16 protein-coding genes, 2 tRNA genes and 1 pseudogene are annotated in these 18,743 nt (G+C 61.6%); 8 read left to right on the forward strand and 11 right to left on the reverse strand.

Going from position 1 to position 18,743, the window contains the following annotated elements:
* Positions 1 to 86: 86 nt before the first annotated feature.
* The 8 genes from ruvB to IEC33019_RS17690 form a co-directional block, all read right to left on the reverse strand.
* Positions 87 to 1,130 carry a Holliday junction branch migration DNA helicase RuvB gene (ruvB, locus tag IEC33019_RS17655; RefSeq protein ID WP_070094201.1) on the reverse strand — a complete coding sequence of 348 codons (1,044 nt, stop codon included), beginning with the start codon at positions 1,128 to 1,130 and terminating at the stop codon, positions 87 to 89.
* Entirely contained in the window at positions 1,127 to 1,744 is a 618-nt protein-coding gene (gene ruvA / locus IEC33019_RS17660) for a Holliday junction branch migration protein RuvA (protein WP_070094202.1), read from the reverse strand. Before ruvA ends, ruvB begins: the two co-directional genes overlap by 4 nt.
* A 108-nt stretch (positions 1,745 to 1,852) precedes the next feature.
* Positions 1,853 to 2,377 (reverse strand): crossover junction endodeoxyribonuclease RuvC, encoded by a 525-nt coding sequence (gene ruvC, locus IEC33019_RS17665; protein WP_070094203.1) that lies wholly within the window; start codon positions 2,375 to 2,377, stop codon positions 1,853 to 1,855.
* A gap of 183 nt (positions 2,378 to 2,560) precedes the next feature.
* A complete protein-coding gene (locus tag IEC33019_RS17670) occupies positions 2,561 to 3,307 on the reverse strand; it encodes a YebC/PmpR family DNA-binding transcriptional regulator (protein WP_070094204.1) in 747 nt (248 codons plus the stop codon).
* A gap of 109 nt (positions 3,308 to 3,416) precedes the next feature.
* Positions 3,417 to 5,192 (reverse strand): aspartate--tRNA ligase, encoded by a 1,776-nt coding sequence (aspS, locus tag IEC33019_RS17675; protein WP_070094205.1) that lies wholly within the window; start codon positions 5,190 to 5,192, stop codon positions 3,417 to 3,419.
* A gap of 94 nt (positions 5,193 to 5,286) precedes the next feature.
* The gene (locus IEC33019_RS17680; protein ID WP_043209521.1) at positions 5,287 to 5,508 is read right to left on the reverse strand and encodes an FmdB family zinc ribbon protein; all 222 of its coding nucleotides are present in this window, start codon (positions 5,506 to 5,508) and stop codon (positions 5,287 to 5,289) included.
* A gap of 103 nt (positions 5,509 to 5,611) precedes the next feature.
* The gene (locus IEC33019_RS17685) at positions 5,612 to 5,929 is read right to left on the reverse strand and encodes a ribbon-helix-helix domain-containing protein (protein WP_254170861.1); all 318 of its coding nucleotides are present in this window, start codon (positions 5,927 to 5,929) and stop codon (positions 5,612 to 5,614) included.
* A gap of 171 nt (positions 5,930 to 6,100) precedes the next feature.
* The gene (locus tag IEC33019_RS17690) at positions 6,101 to 6,574 is read right to left on the reverse strand and encodes a Dps family protein (protein WP_070094206.1); all 474 of its coding nucleotides are present in this window, start codon (positions 6,572 to 6,574) and stop codon (positions 6,101 to 6,103) included.
* A gap of 266 nt (positions 6,575 to 6,840) precedes the next feature.
* On the opposite strand from IEC33019_RS17690, the gene IEC33019_RS28015 reads away from it, so the two are divergent.
* Positions 6,841 to 7,434, forward strand: a complete 594-nt coding sequence (locus IEC33019_RS28015; protein WP_070094207.1) for a cold-shock protein — start codon at positions 6,841 to 6,843, stop codon at positions 7,432 to 7,434.
* A 51-nt stretch (positions 7,435 to 7,485) separates the two neighbouring features.
* Here the strand turns inward: IEC33019_RS28015 and IEC33019_RS17700 are convergent, their stop codons facing one another.
* Together IEC33019_RS17700 and IEC33019_RS17705 are read right to left on the reverse strand one after the other, a co-directional pair.
* Positions 7,486 to 7,692 (reverse strand): SlyX family protein, encoded by a 207-nt coding sequence (locus IEC33019_RS17700; RefSeq protein WP_070094208.1) that lies wholly within the window; start codon positions 7,690 to 7,692, stop codon positions 7,486 to 7,488.
* A gap of 4 nt (positions 7,693 to 7,696) precedes the next feature.
* Positions 7,697 to 8,116, reverse strand: a complete 420-nt coding sequence (locus IEC33019_RS17705) for an HIT family protein (RefSeq protein WP_070094209.1) — start codon at positions 8,114 to 8,116, stop codon at positions 7,697 to 7,699.
* 706 nt (positions 8,117 to 8,822) lie between these two features.
* On the opposite strand from IEC33019_RS17705, the gene IEC33019_RS17715 reads away from it, so the two are divergent.
* The 3 genes from IEC33019_RS17715 to IEC33019_RS17725 all read left to right on the forward strand — a co-directional run bounded on the left by IEC33019_RS17715 (position 8,823) and on the right by IEC33019_RS17725 (position 12,976).
* Positions 8,823 to 10,127, forward strand: coding sequence for an OprD family porin (locus IEC33019_RS17715; protein WP_070094211.1), 1,305 nt, complete (start codon positions 8,823 to 8,825; stop codon positions 10,125 to 10,127).
* A gap of 161 nt (positions 10,128 to 10,288) precedes the next feature.
* Entirely contained in the window at positions 10,289 to 12,004 is a 1,716-nt protein-coding gene (locus IEC33019_RS17720; protein ID WP_070094212.1) for a proline--tRNA ligase, read from the forward strand.
* A gap of 18 nt (positions 12,005 to 12,022) precedes the next feature.
* Positions 12,023 to 12,976: a hypothetical protein gene (locus tag IEC33019_RS17725; protein WP_099594200.1), complete on the forward strand. Its 954-nt coding sequence runs from the start codon at positions 12,023 to 12,025 to the stop codon at positions 12,974 to 12,976.
* 36 nt (positions 12,977 to 13,012) lie between these two features.
* Here IEC33019_RS17725 and dinB read toward each other — a convergent pair whose 3' ends face one another.
* Entirely contained in the window at positions 13,013 to 14,077 is a 1,065-nt protein-coding gene (gene dinB / locus IEC33019_RS17730) for a DNA polymerase IV (RefSeq protein WP_070094214.1), read from the reverse strand.
* A gap of 215 nt (positions 14,078 to 14,292) precedes the next feature.
* Between dinB and IEC33019_RS17735 the strand changes: the two genes are divergently transcribed.
* From IEC33019_RS17735 to IEC33019_RS17750, 4 genes and pseudogenes are all read left to right on the forward strand, one after another.
* Positions 14,293 to 14,369 (forward strand) — tRNA-Met (locus tag IEC33019_RS17735).
* A 122-nt stretch (positions 14,370 to 14,491) separates the two neighbouring features.
* Positions 14,492 to 14,568 (forward strand) — tRNA-Met (locus IEC33019_RS17740).
* A gap of 247 nt (positions 14,569 to 14,815) precedes the next feature.
* A pseudogene (mprF, locus tag IEC33019_RS17745) lies at positions 14,816 to 17,445 on the forward strand (bifunctional lysylphosphatidylglycerol flippase/synthetase MprF).
* Complete coding sequence (locus IEC33019_RS17750; protein ID WP_070094216.1) at positions 17,445 to 18,737, forward strand: virulence factor family protein; 1,293 nt, start codon at positions 17,445 to 17,447, stop codon at positions 18,735 to 18,737. The pseudogene mprF and the gene IEC33019_RS17750 overlap by 1 nt, the downstream one beginning before the upstream one ends.
* Positions 18,738 to 18,743: the final 6 nt, after the last annotated feature.

Below are 18,743 nucleotides of genomic sequence, written 5' to 3' on the forward strand. Positions count from 1 at the left end.
CAACTGTTTTTGCATCGATAATGTCTTATTGCCAGCGCGCCGAGAGCGTGCCAGCGGTAGGACCACGAAAACCCCGATTCGATCTGTCATTCATCGGGATCGGAAAATTCTCCGCCCTCGGCGAAGCGCCCCGGAATGTTCAGGCCGAAGTGCAAGTAGGCATGACGAGTGACCACGCGCCCGCGTGGCGTGCGCATGATGTAGCCCTGCTGGATCAGGTACGGCTCGAGCACGTCCTCGATGGTGTGTCGCTCCTCACTGATGGCCGCGGCCAGGTTGTCGACCCCCACCGGGCCGCCATCGAACTTCTCGATCATGGTCAACAGCAGGCGACGGTCGGAGTGGTCGAAGCCACGCTCATCGACATCCAGCAGGTTCAGCGCCATGTCCGCCACCGCCTTGGTGATCTGACCCTTGCCGCGCACCTCGGCATAATCGCGCACGCGACGCAACAGGCGGTTGGCGATACGCGGGGTGCCACGAGCACGACGGGCGATCTCATAGGCCCCCTGGTCCTCGATGGACAACCCGAGGATGTTGGCCGAGCGGCTGACGATGGTCGCCAGGTCCTTGTTGCTGTAGAACTCCAGGCGCTGAACGATGCCGAAGCGATCACGCAGCGGGTTGGTCAGCATGCCGGCACGGGTGGTGGCACCCACCAAGGTGAACGGTGGTAGGTCGAGTTTGATCGAACGCGCAGCCGGTCCCTCGCCGATCATGATGTCCAGCTGGAAGTCCTCCATCGCCGGATAGAGCACCTCCTCGACGACCGGCGACAGCCGATGGATCTCGTCGATGAACAGCACGTCATGGGGCTCCAGATTGGTCAGCATTGCAGCCAGATCGCCCGGGCGCTCCAGAATTGGCCCCGAGGTGCTCTTGACTGACACGCCCATTTCCTGGGCGATGATGTTGGCCAGCGTGGTCTTGCCCAGGCCCGGCGGGCCGAAGATCAAGGTGTGGTCAAGCGATTCGTTGCGACCGCGCGCCGCCTGGATGAACAACGCCATCTGCTCGCGCACCACTGGCTGGCCGATATACTCGTCCAGGCTCAGGGGGCGGATCGCACGGTCCTGGATTTCTTCGCGATCGCGGCCACTGGCGGCGATCAGTCGGTCGGTCTCGATCACTTGGCGATCATTCCTTTAAGGCTGCGGCGAATCAGCTCCTCGCTGCTCAGGCCGCTCTTGCCCTCGATGGCAGCCACTGCCTTGCTCGCCTCCTGGGGCTTGTAGCCCAGGGAAATCAAAGCGCTGACCGCATCGGCTTCGGCATTGGAGGCACTGCTCACAGGCATGGGGCCATCAGAGACAAGGGTGAACATTGCGGGGGACGTTTCCCACGCCTTGAAGCGATCCTTGAGTTCCACCAGCAAGCGTTCGGCGGTCTTCTTGCCAACCCCTGGCACACGCACCAGCGCCGAAGCGTCCTGAGCCTGCACACAGCGCACCAGCTCATCGACCTCAAGGCCCGACATCAGCGCCAGGGCCAGCTTCGGCCCGACGCCATTGAGGCGAATGAGCTCGCGGAACAGTTCGCGCTCGCGCTTTTCAGCAAAGCCATAGAGTAGATGAGCGTCCTCGCGCACCACCAAGTGGGTGTGCAACGTGACCGGCTCACCGACTTTCGGCAACCGGTACAAGGTAGTCATTGGCACCTCCAGCTCATAGCCCAGGCCATTGACATCGACTATCAGGTGCGGCGGCTGCTTTTCCGCCAGGGTGCCGCGCAAACGTCCAATCACGTTCCGATCCTTTCCTTCGGGTGCCGGTCAGAAACCGGCCCACCCTATCAGCAAATGCAAAGGGAGGCTGTTCCCCCCGCACAAAATATGTATCAGCGCATGAAGCGGCTACAGACGCAAGCGTCCACCGCGTCGCCGGGCCGTGGTCAATCCGTGGGGGATGAGGCTGGAGCGGGTGTGGGCATGACACAGGGCAATGGCCAGGGCGTCGGAGGCATCCACCTGCGGCTTTTGCGTCAGCTTCAACAGGTGCATGACCATCAACATCACCTGCTCCTTGTTGGCGCCACCGGTCCCAGCCACCGCCTGCTTGACCTGACTGGCGCTGTATTCGGCTATCTCGAGACCCGCCTCGGCAGCCGCGACGATCGCTGCGCCACGCGCCTGCCCGAGCTTGAGGGCCGAATCGGCATTACGCGCCATGAACACCCGCTCGATGCCCATGGTCACCGGCCCGTGCTGGCGAATGATCTCACTCACCCCACGGAACACGACCTGCAGCCGCTCGTGCAACTCCCCGCTGCCTGTGCGGATACAGCCAGACGCCACGTACTCGCAGCCGCGAGCCGTCTGACGCACCACACCGAAACCTGTGATGCGCGAACCGGGGTCGATACCAAGAATCAGAGTCATAAGGCCTGTCGTTGAAAGGAGGCATGTTTGCGACTGCATCGCTCCTTTCGAGGACAAATCCGCTCCCCCAGGTACCGCACCGGTTTCGATTGCGGTGCCATACCAGTGAGAGCGGACTCATCCGCGAAAGGCCGACGTGGGCGCCGACAAGCTTACAGAGCTGGCAGCGGTTGCCAGAACACCTTAGCCGAGCTTCTCCATGATCTCGTCGGAAATCTCGGCGTTGGAGTAGACGTTCTGCACATCGTCCAGGTCTTCGAGCATGTCGATCAGCTTGAGGACTTTCTCCGCCCCCTCCTGATCCAGCTCGGCACTGGTGGTCGGCTGCATCACGATCTCGGCATCGGCAGCCTTGAAGCCGGCTTCTTCCAGGGCGTTACGCACGGCATAGAAGCTGTTGAACGAGGTGAAGACATCGAAGGAGCCATCATCGTTGGCGACCACATCGTCGGCGTCGGCCTCCATGGCGGCTTCCATCAGGGCTTCTTCATCCAGACCCGGGGCAAAGCTGATCTGCCCCTTGCGCTCGAACAGATAGGCAACGGAGCCATCGGTGCCGAGATTGCCGCCGCACTTGGTGAACGCATGGCGTACAGCGGCTGCGGTGCGATTGCGGTTGTCGGTCATGGCCTCGACCATGATCGCCACGCCACCGGGGCCGTAACCTTCGTAGCTGAGCTCCTCGACGTTGTCGCTTTCGTTGGTGCCCGCACCACGTGCCACGGCGCGATCGATGATGTCGCGGCTCATGTTGGCACCCAGGGCCTTGTCCAGGGCCAGACGCAGACGCGGGTTGGAAGCCGGGTCAGGCCCACCCTGCTTGGCAGCGACGGTCAGTTCGCGGATCCACTTGGTGAAGACCTTGCCTCTCTTGGCATCCTGGCGCTCTTTGCGGTGCTTGATGTTTGCCCACTTGGAATGACCAGCCATAACGACTCCGAATCCTTGAAACAGAAACAGGTTCCGCCCCGAAGGGCGGAACGCGAGAAAACTGCGCCGAAGCGCGTGGGCGCCCCCGTCAGGGACGCGCCCTGATCGGTTACTCGACCTTGGTCTGCTCACGCAGACGGATGTGCAGCTCGCGCAGGGCCTTGGCATCCACCAGGCCTGGGGCCTGGGTCATGACGCACGCGGCGCTCTGGGTTTTCGGGAACGCGATCACTTCGCGGATCGACTGGGCGCCGGTCATCAGCATGACCAGACGGTCCAGACCGAAGGCCAGGCCACCGTGAGGCGGTGCACCGAACTTCAGGGCGTCGAGCAGGAAGCCGAACTTCTCCTGCTGCTCTTCGGCACCGATGCCCAGCAGACGGAAGACCGCCTGTTGCATTTCCTTGCGGTGGATACGGATCGAGCCGCCACCGAGTTCGGTGCCATTGAGGACCATGTCGTAGGCGCGCGACAGCGCGACGCCCGGGTTGGCCTCGAGCTGTTCAGGCGAGCATTTGGGCGCCGTGAACGGGTGGTGCAGCGCGCTGAAACTGCCATCGTCATTTTCTTCGAACATCGGGAAGTCGACGACCCACATCGGCGCCCACTCGCAAGTCAGCAGCTCGAAGTCGTGACCCAGACGGATACGCAGCGCGCCCAGGGCTTCGCTGACGATCTTGGCCTTGTCGGCACCGAAGAACACGATGTCACCGTCAACGGCGCCAACGCGATCGAGGATCACGTTCAGGTTGGCCTCAGGGATGTTCTTGACGATCGGCGACTGCAGGCCCTCGACGCCCTTGGCGCGCTCGTTGACCTTGATGTAGGCCAGGCCCTTGGCGCCATAGATGCCGACGAACTTGGTGTATTCGTCGATGCGGCTGCGCGGCATGCTGGCACCGCCAGGCAGGCGCAGCGCGGTGACGCGGCACTTCGGATCGTTGGCCGGACCTGCGAAGACCTTGAAGTCCACGTCCTTGAGTTGGTCGGCAACATCGACCAGCTCCAGCGGAATACGCAGGTCTGGTTTGTCGGAGCCGTAGCGACGCATGGCCTCTTCGTAGGTCATGTGCGGGAATTCGCCGAACTCCAGGTCCAGGACTTCCTTGAACAGCTTGCGGATCATGCCTTCGGTCAGGCCCATGATCTCGGCTTCGTCGAGGAAGCTGGTCTCGATGTCGATCTGGGTGAATTCCGGCTGACGGTCGGCACGCAGGTCCTCGTCACGGAAGCACTTGGCGATCTGATAGTAGCGATCGAAGCCGGCGACCATCAGCAGTTGCTTGAACAGCTGGGGCGACTGCGGCAGAGCGAAGAAGCTGCCAGCGTGGGTGCGGCTCGGGACCAGGTAGTCGCGCGCGCCTTCCGGCGTGGCGCGGGTCAGGATCGGCGTCTCGACGTCGAGGAAGCCGTGCTCGTCCAGGTAGCGGCGGATGCTGCTGGTGATGCGCGAACGCAGACGCAGCTTGTCGGCCATTTCCGGGCGACGCAGGTCGATGAAGCGGTAGCGCAGGCGGGTTTCCTCGCCCACATCAGAGAATTCGTTCAGCGGGAAGGGCGGGGTTTCCGCCTCGTTGAGCACCTGGAGCTCATAGCCCAGCACCTCGATACCGCCGGACGCCATGTTCGGGTTGACCGCGCCAGCCGGGCGCAAGCGCACCTTGCCGGTGATCTGCACGACGTACTCGCTGCGCACACGGTCGGCAGCGGCGAAAGTCTCGGCACGATCCGGGTCGAAGACGACCTGGGCCATGCCTTCGCGGTCACGGATGTCGAGGAAGATCACCCCGCCGTGGTCGCGGCGACGATGGACCCAGCCGCAAAGGGTGACTTCCTGGCCGTCCAGGCTCTCGTTCAGTTGGCCGCAATAATGGCTGCGCATCATGATGGTGGTTTCGCTTCTCGTGATTCGTGTATTCGGTGGAGGTCTTGGTCACCCAAGGGGCTAATACTGCAAGACCCGGTCACTGCTATTCAACTCAGTCGGCCTTGTCGCCGCCTGCCAGATTCTTCTTCGCCCCGGTCTTGAAATCGGTCTCGTACCAGCCGTTGCCGCTCAGGCGGAAACCAGGCACGGACAATAGCTTCTTCAGCGCGGGGGCCTGGCACGCCGGGCAGTCGGTCAGTGGCGCGGCGCTGATCTTCTGCAACACCTCCATCCGGTGATCGCAGGATGCACATTGATAGTCATAAAGGGGCATGGGGGTGTCTCTCGTCAACCACAACGCTGACTGCCGGGGCAGTAAAAAGCGGGATTATATATGGTTAAGAAGAGCTGCGCAGCCCGCCCGGCGATCAGCGTATTCAAGGCGGATCGAGCAACCAGGTAACGCAGATCACCCGAACCAACCCACTGAAGTTACGAACCCCGCCATGACGCAAGTGGACCTCCCGATCCACATAGGACAGCACAGCACTTACCGTGCACTGGTTGGCCTGGGCGATACGCTCGAGGATGCGCCAGTAGACCACTTCCAGCCGCAGGCAGGTGGCAAAGCCATTGAGCCGGACCGACCGGGAAACCGGCTGGACCTGCATCATGTCGAAATCTGTTCGGAACGGGTCAATGCACTGTTTGCCCGGCCATTTCCCCTGGCAAGCACCTTGCCTACCTTGTTGCATCACTTCCACCACACCACTCCATTGCCTGGAAAATCCCGAGCGCCCATGCGCTACCGGGCAGATCAATAAAGCGCTGTCGGGCCCTTCAAAGCAGTGGCAAAGCTTTCCGTGCGCAAACAAAAGGCCCGACACCTGGACGGGGTCGGGCCGACACAACCTACAACCATGCGATCACTTTTCTTCGAGTAATACTCGCAGCATCCAGGCGGTTTTTTCATGGACCTGCATGCGCTGGGTCAGCAGATCGGCAGTCGGCTCATCGCTGACCTTGTCGACAACCGGGAAGATGCTGCGCGCCGTGCGCACCACCGCCTCCTGCCCCTGGACCAGTTGGCGGATCATTTCTTCAGCGGGCGGCACGCCCTCTTCTTCCTTGATAGACGAATGACGTGCATAGAAGGCATAGGACCCCGGCGCAGGGAAACCCAGCGCACGAATACGCTCGGCGATCAAGTCGACCGCCAGGGCCAGTTCGTTGTATTGCTCTTCGAACATCAAGTGCAGGGTGCGGAACGAAGGACCGGTGACGTTCCAGTGAAAGTTATGGGTTTTCAGATACAGCACATAGGTATCCGACAACAGACGGGAAAGCCCATCGACGATGGACTTGCGATCTTCTTCACTGATACCGATATCGATTGCCATGAAGTTCCCCTTTCCATAAGGCTTGGTCATCAAGCGGGCATCAGAAACTGTATCAGACCCGCCCACACCTGCCCGTGACACAGGACAAGCCGTCGCCCCGCGGTTTGAGAACCCCCTGCCTTTGCTGTTAAATAGGCACCGTGCCACCCGTGCGGACTGTCATTGCCGGGTGCATAGGCTGGCCAGTTGCGTGATCGCGCCTTGTATCTGCGCACCGCACGTCCAGCTCTTCCTGTGATCGGCCTTATCAATGTGAGCCAACTCAAATGTTCAAGATCGTCCATCTGGTGACGGGCGTGGCAGCTTTGCTGCTGTCGCTCATACCCAGCCTGAAAACCGATGCAACCCCGTTCCTGGAGCAACCTGAAGCCGTCTACCTGGCTTTGCTCGGCCTGCTCAACCTGCTGCTGGCACCTGCGCTGCCGCTCTACTACAAAGGCGCCCGCCAACAACTGCAATCGCTGGCGTGCGCGTTGCTGGTGCTGGCCGTGATCCTGCAGACCATCGCCGTGCTGGCGCGCCCGGAGCTGGGCGACCTGCCGGCCCTGCTCTGCGCAACGCTGGCCGTCGCCTTGCACCTTGGCACAGGCTTCGCCCGCAGCATCACGAAACCGCGCACCAGCCAAGGCATCCCTCAAGATGCGGGCAAACGAGATACCGGCACGGTGAAGTGGTTCAACACCTCCAAGGGCTTCGGCTTTATTTCCCGTGACTCCGGCGACGATATCTTCGTGCACTTTCGCGCGATACGCGGCGAGGGCCATCGCGTGCTGGTAGAAGGGCAGCGCGTTGAGTTCTCGGTGATGCACCGCGACAAGGGCCTGCAGGCCGAAGACGTGGTCGCGGTTTCTCGCCGCTGATCCCAGGAGGCCCCTGGTGCAGCGGGTCTCGCCGCACCAGGGGCGCCTTCCTTAATAATGAGGCGGCGGCGCCTGCTCCCCCTCGCCACCGTACTGCCCCACCACTTCCTCGTATCGCTTGATCAGCTCCGCCATCTGCAACTGCAGGCGTTCGATCACCCGCCCCTGCTCGACCAGCACATCGTTCAGCGCCTGAATGGTGTCGTCCTGAAACGCCTGACGGCTTTCCAGTTCGATGACGCGTAATTCCAGCGACATAACCTCAAACCTCCCGGAAGTCATCGCTCAACACCGCCCGCAAACGCTGACGGATCGCCTCGACCTGTTCGGCCGTATACTCGATGGCAGGTACCCGCCCCCACACTGGCGCAGGCCAGGCTGCATCGTCGCGTCGACGCACGATCACGTGCATGTGCAACTGGCTGACCACATTGCCCAAGGTCGCGACGTTGAGCTTGTCGGCGGCGAAACTGTCCTTGAGTGCCTCGGCCAGGTACGTGGTTTCCTTCCAGAGCTGCTGCTGGTCGGCCTCACTCAACTGGAACAGCTCGCTGATATCGGCGCGGCGCGGCACCAGGATAAACCAGGGGTAGTTGGCATCCTTGCTCAGCAGCAAGCGGCACAACGGAAAATCTCCCAGCACCAGGGAATCCTGCTGCAAACGCGAATCCAGAACGAACACGGCATACCTCCTCAAAAGACGAACCGCCCAACTGCAAGCGACGAAATGCGTCAAGGATACCCTGCTTGCCCCCTGCCAGCATGAAATGCCGCTGCCTACCCGCCGTGTTTTTCTCGCTCCACGCACCTACCGGTAACACAGCGCTACTTTTCGCACCAAAAAGGGGCCGCGACACACGACACACCCCACAGCTTTGTACCCGGATTAACACTCCCCGGTAACACCTTGACTTTTAAGGTAGCTTTTTTGGCCAACGCAAACGTTCCCCTTGGCACACCATCAGACAGTTTCCACCCCGTGTTTTCGGACTTTCTACGCGCCTGCCTGAACGACTGTGAAAAATTCATGAACAAATCGTGATTTTGAGCACGCTTGTTGCATTCCAATCCGACCAAGTCTCAAGGCACCCTGTGCACGGGACAGATAAAAAAGCGGCAAGGATACCCAGGTTGTTCCACCAGCCAGGTGTGTTTACAGAATTGTTACAGCGCTGGCGTTTAGACGCCCCGAAACTGGGCGTAATTTGCGACATGGAAATAGCCAAACGCGACATATTGAAAAAGTTCCCTAAAGGTTGTTTTTTCAGTGTCGCCAAGAAGAGTCAGCGTGATATAAATTTTCGCCGACATAACAAGAAAGAGCTCGCCCTATAACTAAAAAACCAGGGCGAAGCGGTACTTCCTAAAAACCAAAGGAGCAAATCACGATGCGCGTGATGAAGTGGAGCATGATCGCCCTGGCCGTTGCGGCAGGGACCTCGCAGTTGGCAGTAGCTTCTTCGCAGGATGAAGCCAAGGGCTTTGTCGATGACAGCAAACTGACCGTCAAGATGCGTAACCTGTACTTCAGCCGTGACCGCCGCGACAGCGAGTCGCCTGCGAACAAAGCTGCAGGTCTGCGCCACGACGTGCGCGAATGGGGCCAAGGCTTCGTCGGCACCTTCGAGTCGGGCTTCACCCAAGGGACCGTCGGCGTGGGCTTCGACGCCATCGGCATGCTGGGCATCAAGCTCGACAGCGGCCGCGGCTATTCGGGTTCGGGCCTGTTCCCAACCGGTTCCGATAATCGCTCCCAGGACGATTATTCCAAAGCGGGCGGCGCGGTTAAGTTCCGTATTTCCGACACCGTGCTGAAAGTGGGTGACCAGTTCACCGCCATGCCGGTCTTCGCGACCGACGACAGCCGCCTGCTGCCTGAAATTGCACAAGGCGCGCTCGTCACCAGCAACGAAATCAAAGGTCTGACCCTGCAAGCCGGTCGCTTCACCAGCATCACCGCACAGGACCAGAGCGACCGCGACAGCATCAGCGATGGTGTCGGCCGCCGCGGCTTGAAGAGCGCCGATGTCTTTGGTGGCACTTACGCCTTTACCGACAACCTGAGCACCACTCTCTACTACTCCAAGGTCGAGGACTACTGGCGCAAGTACTACGGCAACCTCAACTGGGCACTGCCGATCTCCGATTCGCAAGGTCTGGTGTTCGACTTCAACATCTATGACACCAAGAGCGAAGGCGACGACCTGTATCGTGCTACAGCGGACGGCGACAAGCTCGACAACCGCGCTTACAGCCTCTCCGGCGCCTACAACATTGGCGCACACACCTTCACCCTGGCCTACCAGAAGATCACCGGCGACGGTGAATACGCCTACGGCATCGACGGCGGCGGCTCCATCTTCCTGGCCAACTCCGTTGCCCGTTCCGACTTCAACGCCGAAGACGAGAAGTCCTGGCAAGTTCGCTACGACCTGAACTTCGCCGAATACGGCATCCCAGGCCTGACCTTCATGGCCAACTATGTCCGCGGTACCGACGCGAACACCGGCGAGACCAACAACGGCAAAGAGTGGGAACGCGACGTATCCGTCAAGTACGTGCTGCAGGAAGGCCCTGCCAAGGACCTGAGCTTCCGCGTCCGCCAAGCCACCTACCGCTCTTCCGACAAGGTTTACTCCGGCTCGCTGGACGAACTGCGCCTGATCGTCGAGTACCCGCTGAGCATCCTGTAAGCCCCGGCTTGCATTTGCCCCGCACCGAAAAAGCCCGGCGATCTCGCCGGGCTTTTTCTTGGCTGACAAGCGCCCCGCCCTGGGGCATCCTGTACGCCTTCGCTCCGCCCCCGTACAATGCGGGGTCATTTCAACGTCTTAGGCAATCGACACGGCCCACCATGCGTACCAGTCAATATTTGCTCGCCACCCAGAAAGAAACCCCTGCCGATGCAGTGGTCATCAGCCACCAGCTCATGCTGCGCGCCGGCATGATCCGCAAGCTGGCCTCCGGCCTGTACACCTGGCTGCCGATGGGCCTGCGGGTGATGCGCAAGGTCGAAGCCGTGGTCCGCGAGGAAATGAACGCCGCCGGTGCCCTGGAAGTGCTGATGCCCAGCATCCAGCCCGCCGAGCTGTGGCAGGAGTCCGGTCGCTGGGAACAGTACGGCCCTGAACTGCTGCGCCTGAAGGACCGCCATGACCGCGACTTCTGCGTTGGCCCGACCCACGAAGAGGTCATCACCGACCTGGCACGCAACGAGCTGTCCAGCTATAAACAGCTGCCGCTGAACATGTACCAGATCCAGACCAAGTTCCGTGACGAGATCCGTCCGCGCTTCGGTCTGATGCGTGGCCGCGAGTTCATCATGAAGGACGCCTATTCCTTCCATGCCGACCAGGCTTCCCTGCAGGAAACCTACGACCGCATGCACCAGGCGTACACCAACATCTTCACCCGCCTGGGCCTGGACTTCCGTCCGGTGCAGGCAGACACCGGCTCCATCGGTGGTAGCTATTCCCATGAATTCCACGTTCTGGCCGAGTCCGGCGAAGACGACGTGATCTTCAGCGACAGCTCCGACTACGCCGCCAACATCGAGAAGGCCGAAGCCATCCCGCGCGAAACCGTTCGCCCAGCACCGACCGAGGAGCTGCGCCTGGTCGACACCCCGGATGCCAAGACCATCGCTCAACTGGTCGAGAACTACGGCCTGCCGATCGAAAAGACCGTCAAGACCCTGATCGTGCGTGGCGCCGAGGAAGGCAAGCTGGTCGCCCTGGTGGTCCGTGGCGACCATGAGCTGAACGAAATCAAGGCCGCCAAGCTCGAACAGGTCGCCGACCCGCTGGTCATGGCCACCGACGCCGACCTGCGCGCCGCCATCGGCGCCGGCGCAGGCTCCCTGGGCCCACTGAACCTGCCACTCGAATGCATCATCGACCGCTCGGTCGCCCTGATGAGCGACTTCGGTATCGGCGCCAACATCGACGACAAGCACTACTTCGGCGTCAACTGGGAACGTGACCTGCCAGTCCCTCAGGTCGCCGACCTGCGCAACGTGGTCGAAGGCGACCCGAGCCCGGACGGCCAGGGTACTCTGGTCATCAAGCGCGGCATCGAAGTCGGTCACATCTTCCAGCTCGGCACCAAGTACAGCGAGGCGCTCAAGTGCCAGGTACTGGGCGAGAGCGGCAAGCCGGTGACCCTGTCCATGGGCTGCTACGGCATCGGCGTGTCCCGCGTGGTCGCCGCTGCCATCGAGCAGAGCTATGACGACAAAGGCATCATCTGGAACGACGCCCTGGCGCCTTTCCAGATCGCCTTGGTGCCGCTGCGCTACGAAACCGACGCCGTCCGCGAGGCCACCGACAAGCTGTACGCCGAGCTGACCGCCGCCGGTTTCGAAGTCCTGCTGGACGATCGCGACAAGAAGACCAGCCCTGGCATCAAGTTCGCCGACATGGAGCTGATCGGCATCCCTCACCGCATCGTGGTCAGCGACCGCGGCCTGGCCGAGGGCAACCTGGAATACAAGCACCGCACCGAGCAAGAGGCCCAGCCTCTGGCGGTCAACGAAGTGCTGACTTTCCTGCAAGCCCGCATCCGTCGCTGATAGCCCAATGCACGAGTGATCATGTCCAGAAGTACCTTTACCCTGGGGGGTGCCGCACTGTGCGGCGCCCTGCTCGTCAGCGGCTGCGCCAACCAGATGTCCCAGCGCAGCGAGCATGAGGAGCGCGCCGAGCGCAAGCTGCTCGAACATACCCTGCAAATCGACGTGGGCGAGCCCAAGGTGATGGAGCTTCCCCAGCGGCGCGTGCGCATCCACGAACAGAAGCGCTTCGAAGTCACCGAGTTCGAAGTCACTCGCCGTTACGACCGCTACACGCCCTACCAGCCCTGGCGGGAGATCTATGAGATCCCCCTGGGCGCGGTAGCCGTAGTGGCTGGTGTCGGCGCCAACGTGGTCAACGTGTTCGCCCTGGGCACCCTGCCGGAAAGCGTTACCCATGATTGGCTCAGCTACGGCCTGGCCGGGATCAACCCGTTCATGAACGCGCCGTCCAATGGTCGCGCGCAGCAGAACCTGGCCGGGATCAGCGAAGTGCAAAAGGACAAGCGCGAGGAGTACACCAGCCTGCCCTGGAGCGAGCGCTTGGTCGAGGTCAAGGCCGGCAAGCTGACCCACGAGCTGACCACCGATCATAACGGTGTGCTACGCCTGAACCTGCTCGACAGCCCGTTCTCCGAGCAGAACCTCAACCACATCGGCACCCTGCACCTGCATGTGGCTGACGAGGACAATGGCGTGCGTGGAGATGCCAGCCTGCTCGTCAGCAGCAACCTGCGCGGCAAACTGCTCGAAGCCCACGAGCTGATCTTCGATGACCTCGAGGGCGACGACGTTGGCCAATGGGTGCATCGCGTCAAACGCCTGTCAGAGCTGGGCCTGGAAGAGGAAGCCAGCGAGCTGGAGCAGAGCCTGATCGAGCTGACCCGCAACGATCCGGAGCTGCAGCGGGACTTCCTGCAAGCACTGACCAAGGACACCGGGCGACTGGTGGCCGATCCAGGCGTGCAGTAAACCTGGTGGGGCTGCCTTGCGGCCCCTCCCCCTCGCTCACTGCGGCGGGAAGAGTTCCAACTGCTCATGCGCCCCACGCAGATCACGCAATCGCACCCCCACACCCAACAACCGCACTGGCTTGCCGCCCCTGGCAAATGCCTGGCTGAGTAATTGGCGATAGCTTTCCAGATCACGACCAGCACCCGCCTGCTCCAGGGTGGTCTGGCTGAAATCATGGAACTTTACTTTCACGAACGGTTTGTCTGGCCGGTAACTGCTATCCATGCGGGCAATACGTACGTTCAGGCTCTCGAGCAGCTCGGGCAGTTTCTGCAGGCAGCTCTCCAGATCCGGCAGGTCAGTATCATAGGTGTTTTCCACGCTCACTGACTGACGCCGGCTGTCATTCTGTACGATCCGTTCATCTATACCCCGTGCAAGCCCCCATAAGCGCTCACCGAAGCTGCCGAACTCTTTCACCAGCGCCAAACGCGACCATTCACGCAACTCCAGACACGTTTCGATACCCAGGCGCGTCAGCTTATCCGCAGTGACCTTGCCCACGCCGTGCAGCCTCGCGACCGGCAACGCTTCGACGAACGCCTCCACCTGATCGGGGGTGATCACGAACAAACCATTGGGTTTGCGCCAGTCGCTGGCAATCTTGGCCAGGAATTTGTTAGGCGCCACGCCAGCCGAGACGGTGATATGCAGCGTTCGGGCGACTCGCTTGCGAATATCTTCGGCAATACGCGTGGCGCTGCCAGCGAACCATTGGCTGTCGCTGACATCAAGGTAGGCTTCGTCCAGTGACAGCGGTTCGATCAGGTCGGTGTAATCGCGGAAGATGGCGTGTATTTCCCGCGAGGCCTCGCGGTAAGCCTCGAAGCGGGGCTTGACGATCAATAAGTCTGGGCAAAGCTTGAGCGCATGACGCGACGACATGGCCGAACGCACGCCATAGGCTCGTGCCTCATAATTGCAGGTCGCGATCACCCCGCGCTGCTCCGGCGACCCGCCCACAGCCATCGGGCGCCCCGCCAATCGCGGGTCGTCACGCATTTCGATCGCGGCGTAGAAACAATCGCAGTCGATGTGGATGATCTTGCGTAAGGGCATGGATGACCGTCGGCACTGTAAATTCATACAGATACTACCGACGACTCGACGTGTGTTCCAGCGCCGGACAGTCGGAAAGCCGTCCAATCCAATGCAAGCCCCGTACTTGCTGAGCTGCAAGCTTTATTGAAACGCTAAGAGATTGAACAAAAAAGGGTTTTCCAAAAATAGCGCTTGACATACCAGAGGATTTCCGTAGAATTCGATCTCACAGGCGCGGGATGGAGCAGCCTGGTAGCTCGTCGGGCTCATAACCCGAAGGTCGTCGGTTCAAATCCGGCTCCCGCAACCAGATTCAGAAAAAGGCCACTGTTGATACAGTGGCCTTTTTTCTTGTCTTCAAAAAAACCTGCGAGAAATCATAGAGTAATGCTTGACAGTAACTCGGAATTCCGTAGAATGCGCATCCACTGACGCGGGATGGAGCAGCCTGGTAGCTCGTCGGGCTCATAACCCGAAGGTCGTCGGTTCAAATCCGGCTCCCGCAACCATATTCGTCAGAACAAACCCCGCACTGCTAACGCAGTGCGGGGTTTGTTGCATTTGGCTCCGTGATACCCCTCCGCTACACCTTGTCTGACGAGACCCGCCGGATGAACTATCTTTAACCCTGCCAAACCGCTGAAAGCGGACCGGGCAGGAGTAATATCTGGATACGTTTTCCGAAGGGACTTTCACTTGGCCGCACCTCTGCCCCACCTCGCGCTTCCGGCCCGAGGTTATCCATGACTTCACACGATTCCGAACCCCAGGTGTCACTCGCCACCTCGCTCCCCACTGCCGCCCGCCGCCTGCCTTGGCTGGAACGTCTGAGCCGGTATCGCCAACCCTTAGGGCTGGCCTTGACGCTGCTGCTGTTCAGCATGGCCTTGATCGCCTGCCGGCACCTGCTGAGCGAGCTGGATATCTATGCCCTACACGACGCCATGCTCAGTGTGCCGATACAGTCTTTGGCAGGCGCCTTGCTGGCCACTGTCGTGGGCTTTGTGACCTTGCTCGGCTATGAATGGTCCGCCAGCCGCTACGCTGCTGTGAAGCTACCGGCCCGCACGCTGGCATTGGGTGGATTCAGTGCCTTTGCCATTGGTAACGCGGTCGGCCTTTCGATCCTGTCCGGTGGCTCGGTGCGCTATCGTCTTTATGCACGCCACGGGCTGGGCGCTGCTGAAATCGCACGCATGACGGTGTTCGCCAGCCTGTCTCTGGGTTGCGCCCTCCCTCCTCTGGCGGCCCTGGCAACATTGAGCAATCTATCGGGAACCGCGACTGCCTTGCGCCTGCCCGCACCTTTGCTGGCCAGCATTGCTGTGGCGGTGCTGGCATTGACAGCAGTGCTGGTGATCGGCCTTTATCGACGCCGCCTCGACGAGCAACCCCTGGCCGACAACCTGTTGGTGCAATTCGGACGGCGCACCCTGCGACTACCGGGCGCCCGCCTGGCAGCCCTTCAGTTGCTGATCACCGCCCTGGACGTCGCCGCTGCCGCGACCGTGCTCTATTTGCTGCTGCCCGAGGCCCCACCTTTCGGTGCCTTCGTTCTGGTCTACCTGCTGGCCCTGGCCGCTGGCGTGCTCAGCCATGTGCCAGGTGGCGTGGGGGTATTCGAAGCCATTCTCTTGGCAGCCTTCGCCAACCAGCTGGGCGCCGCGCCACTGGCAGCAGCCTTGCTGCTGTATCGCCTGATCTACGTGGTTCTGCCCTTGCTGGTGGCCTGTGTCCTGTTGCTGGCAAGCGAAGCCCGCCGCTTGCTGTTCGCCCGGCAGGCGATCAATGCAGCAGCTGGGTTTGCGGCCCCCGTACTGGCCATCCTGGTGTTTCTATCAGGTGTCGTGCTGCTGTTCTCTGGCGCCACGCCCGAGATCGACACGCGCCTCGAGCACATGGGCTTTCTGGTGCCTCATCGCCTGATCGACGCTTCGCACTTCGGCGCCAGCCTTATCGGTGTGCTGTGCCTGCTGCTGGCTCAAGGCCTACGTCGACGCCTGTCGGCCGCGTGGCTGCTGACCACCGTCCTGCTGCTGGTTGGCGCCCTGCTGTCGCTGCTCAAGGGCTTCGACTGGGAAGAGGCCAGTGTGCTGATCTTCACGGTGGCGCTGCTGACCCTGTTCCGCCGCTCGTTCTATCGCCCCAGCCGGTTGCTGGAGTTGCCCTTCTCGCCGGTGTACTTGGTGGCGAGTATCTGCGTGGTCGGTGCCTCGGTCTGGCTGCTGTTGTTCGCCTATCAGGACGTGCCTTACAGCCACGAACTGTGGTGGCAGTTCACTCTCGATGCCGACGCGCCGCGCGGCCTGCGCGCCGCCATGGGCAGCGCGGTCCTGTTGGTGATCGTCGCGCTGACCTGGCTGCTGCGCACCGCTCCGCCCGTGATCCACCTGCCCAACGATGAGGAGCTGCAACGGGCCAAGGACATCCTGATGACCTCCGACCAGCCCGACGGCGGCCTGGCGCTCACGGGCGATAAAGCCTTGCTGTTCCATCCCAACCACAAAGCCTTTCTGATGTACGCCCGTCGCGGGCGCAGCCTGGTCGCTCTGTACGACCCGATCGGCCCCGCACAGGAGCGCGCAGAGATGATCTGGCAGTTCCGCGACCTGTGCGATCTGCACCACGCGCGCCCGGTGTTCTACCAGGTGCGCGCGGAAAACCTGCCGTTCTATATGGACATCGGCCTGACCGCGCTCAAACTCGGCGAAGAAGCGCGGGTCGACCTGCGTCGTTTCGACCTGGACGCCAAGGGCAAGGAGATGAAAGACCTGCGCTACACCTGGAACCGCAGCGGCCGTGATGGGCTGGCACTGGAGATCCATGAGCCTGGCCATGCGCCACTGGAGGCGCTCAAGGAAATTTCCGACGCCTGGCTCGGCGGCAAGAACGTACGTGAAAAAGGCTTCTCCCTCGGTCGTTTCAGCCCCGAGTACCTGCAGCACTTCCGTATTGCGCTGATCCGCTTCCAGGGCCGCCCGGTGGCGTTTGCCAATCTCCTGGAAACCCAGAGCAATGAGCTGGCGAGCCTGGACCTGATGCGCGCCCACCCACAAGCGCCCAAGCTGACCATGGAATTCATGATGATCGGCTTGATCCTGCACTACAAAACCCACGACTACGCCCGCTTCAGCCTCGGCATGGTGCCGCTTTCCGGTTTGCAGCCACGACGCGGCGCCCCTCTGACACAGCGCCTGGGCTCGATGGTGTTCCAGCGCGGCGAGCAGTTGTACAACTTCCAGGGGCTACGCCGCTTCAAGGACAAATTCCAACCGGATTGGGAACCCCGCTACATGGCTGTGCCAGCCGGGCTCGACCCGTTGGTGGCACTGGCCGATACCGCCGCCCTGATCGCAGGCGGCCTGACTGGATTGGTGAAACGTTGATGATCCGACGCTATTGGCTTTACCTGACTGGCCCCTTGCTCCTGGCCTTGATGGCCGGTGCCGCGGCTTTCTGGCTGTGGACCCGCCCTGCGCCCGAGGCCCGGCTGGAACACCTGACCCTGACCGATGGCAGCAGCCTGGTGCGCGCCGTACCGGGTGTACACGCCAAAACCCACGTGGCCATTGCCGTACCCCAGGATCAGGCATTGAGCGACAAGCAACTGCTGGACCTGAGCCAGGCCGGCGAGGCCCAACTGGTCCAGGTGATCCTGCCGCCCAGTGACTGTGCCAAGCAGCAGCAGGCCCTGGACCAGGCCATTGGCGAGCTGGCCTCGCCGCCCAACCTGGTGGCCGGTATCGGCCCAGGCGCTGCCCAGGCCTGGCGTTGGCTGGCCACCCAGAGCGATGACAAAGCCCGCGCCATCTCCGTGGACTTCACCCTCGACCAGCCTGGGTGCCAGCCCCTGCCCAAATCCGCTGCCCACGGCCATTGGAACGTGGCCTGGAACGACAACCCCGACGATGCCAGCGCCGCATTCGTACGCGACCAGGCGAACGCCGAGACCAGTATCGCGGACTACGACATCCATCTGCCCCAGGTCCTCAAGGCTCAATTGGCCCAAGCCCTGGTCGGCAAAGACGGCAATGCCCTGAGCATTCCGGTGGTGGAGGTACCTGCCGGGCAGACCACCGACACCGTCACCCTGTTCCTCTCCGGGGACGGCGGCTGGCGTGACCTGGATCGCGACGTTGCTGGCGAAATGGCCAAGCTCGGCTACCCGGTGGTAGGCATCGATACCTTGCGCTACTACTGGCAACACAAGACGCCGGAGCAAAGCGCCGCCGATCTTTCCGAGCTGATGCAGCACTATCGCCAAAAATGGGGCACCAAGCGTTTCGTGCTCACGGGCTACTCCTTCGGCGCCGATGTGCTCCCCGCGATCTACAACCGCCTGCCGGATGAAGACAAACAACGGATCGACGCCGTGATCCTGCTGGCATTTGCGCGCAGCGGTAGCTTCGAAATCCAGGTCGAGGGCTGGTTGGGCAAGGAGGGCCAGGAAGCACCGACCGGCCCGGAAATGGCCAGGCTGCCGGCGCCCAAGGTCGTATGCGTCTATGGCGTTGAAGAGACGGACGAAAGCGGATGTACCGACAAGACCGCAGTCGGTGAACGCCTGAAACTGCCTGGCGGGCATCACTTCGACGAAAACTATCCGGCCCTGGCCAAGCGCCTGATCAGCGAGATCGAGACACGTCAGGGCAAATCCAACGTGGCCGAGCAAAATTGACGGCAG

The organism is Pseudomonas putida (assembly GCF_002741075.1).
Lineage (GTDB): Bacteria > Pseudomonadota > Gammaproteobacteria > Pseudomonadales > Pseudomonadaceae > Aquipseudomonas > Aquipseudomonas putida_T.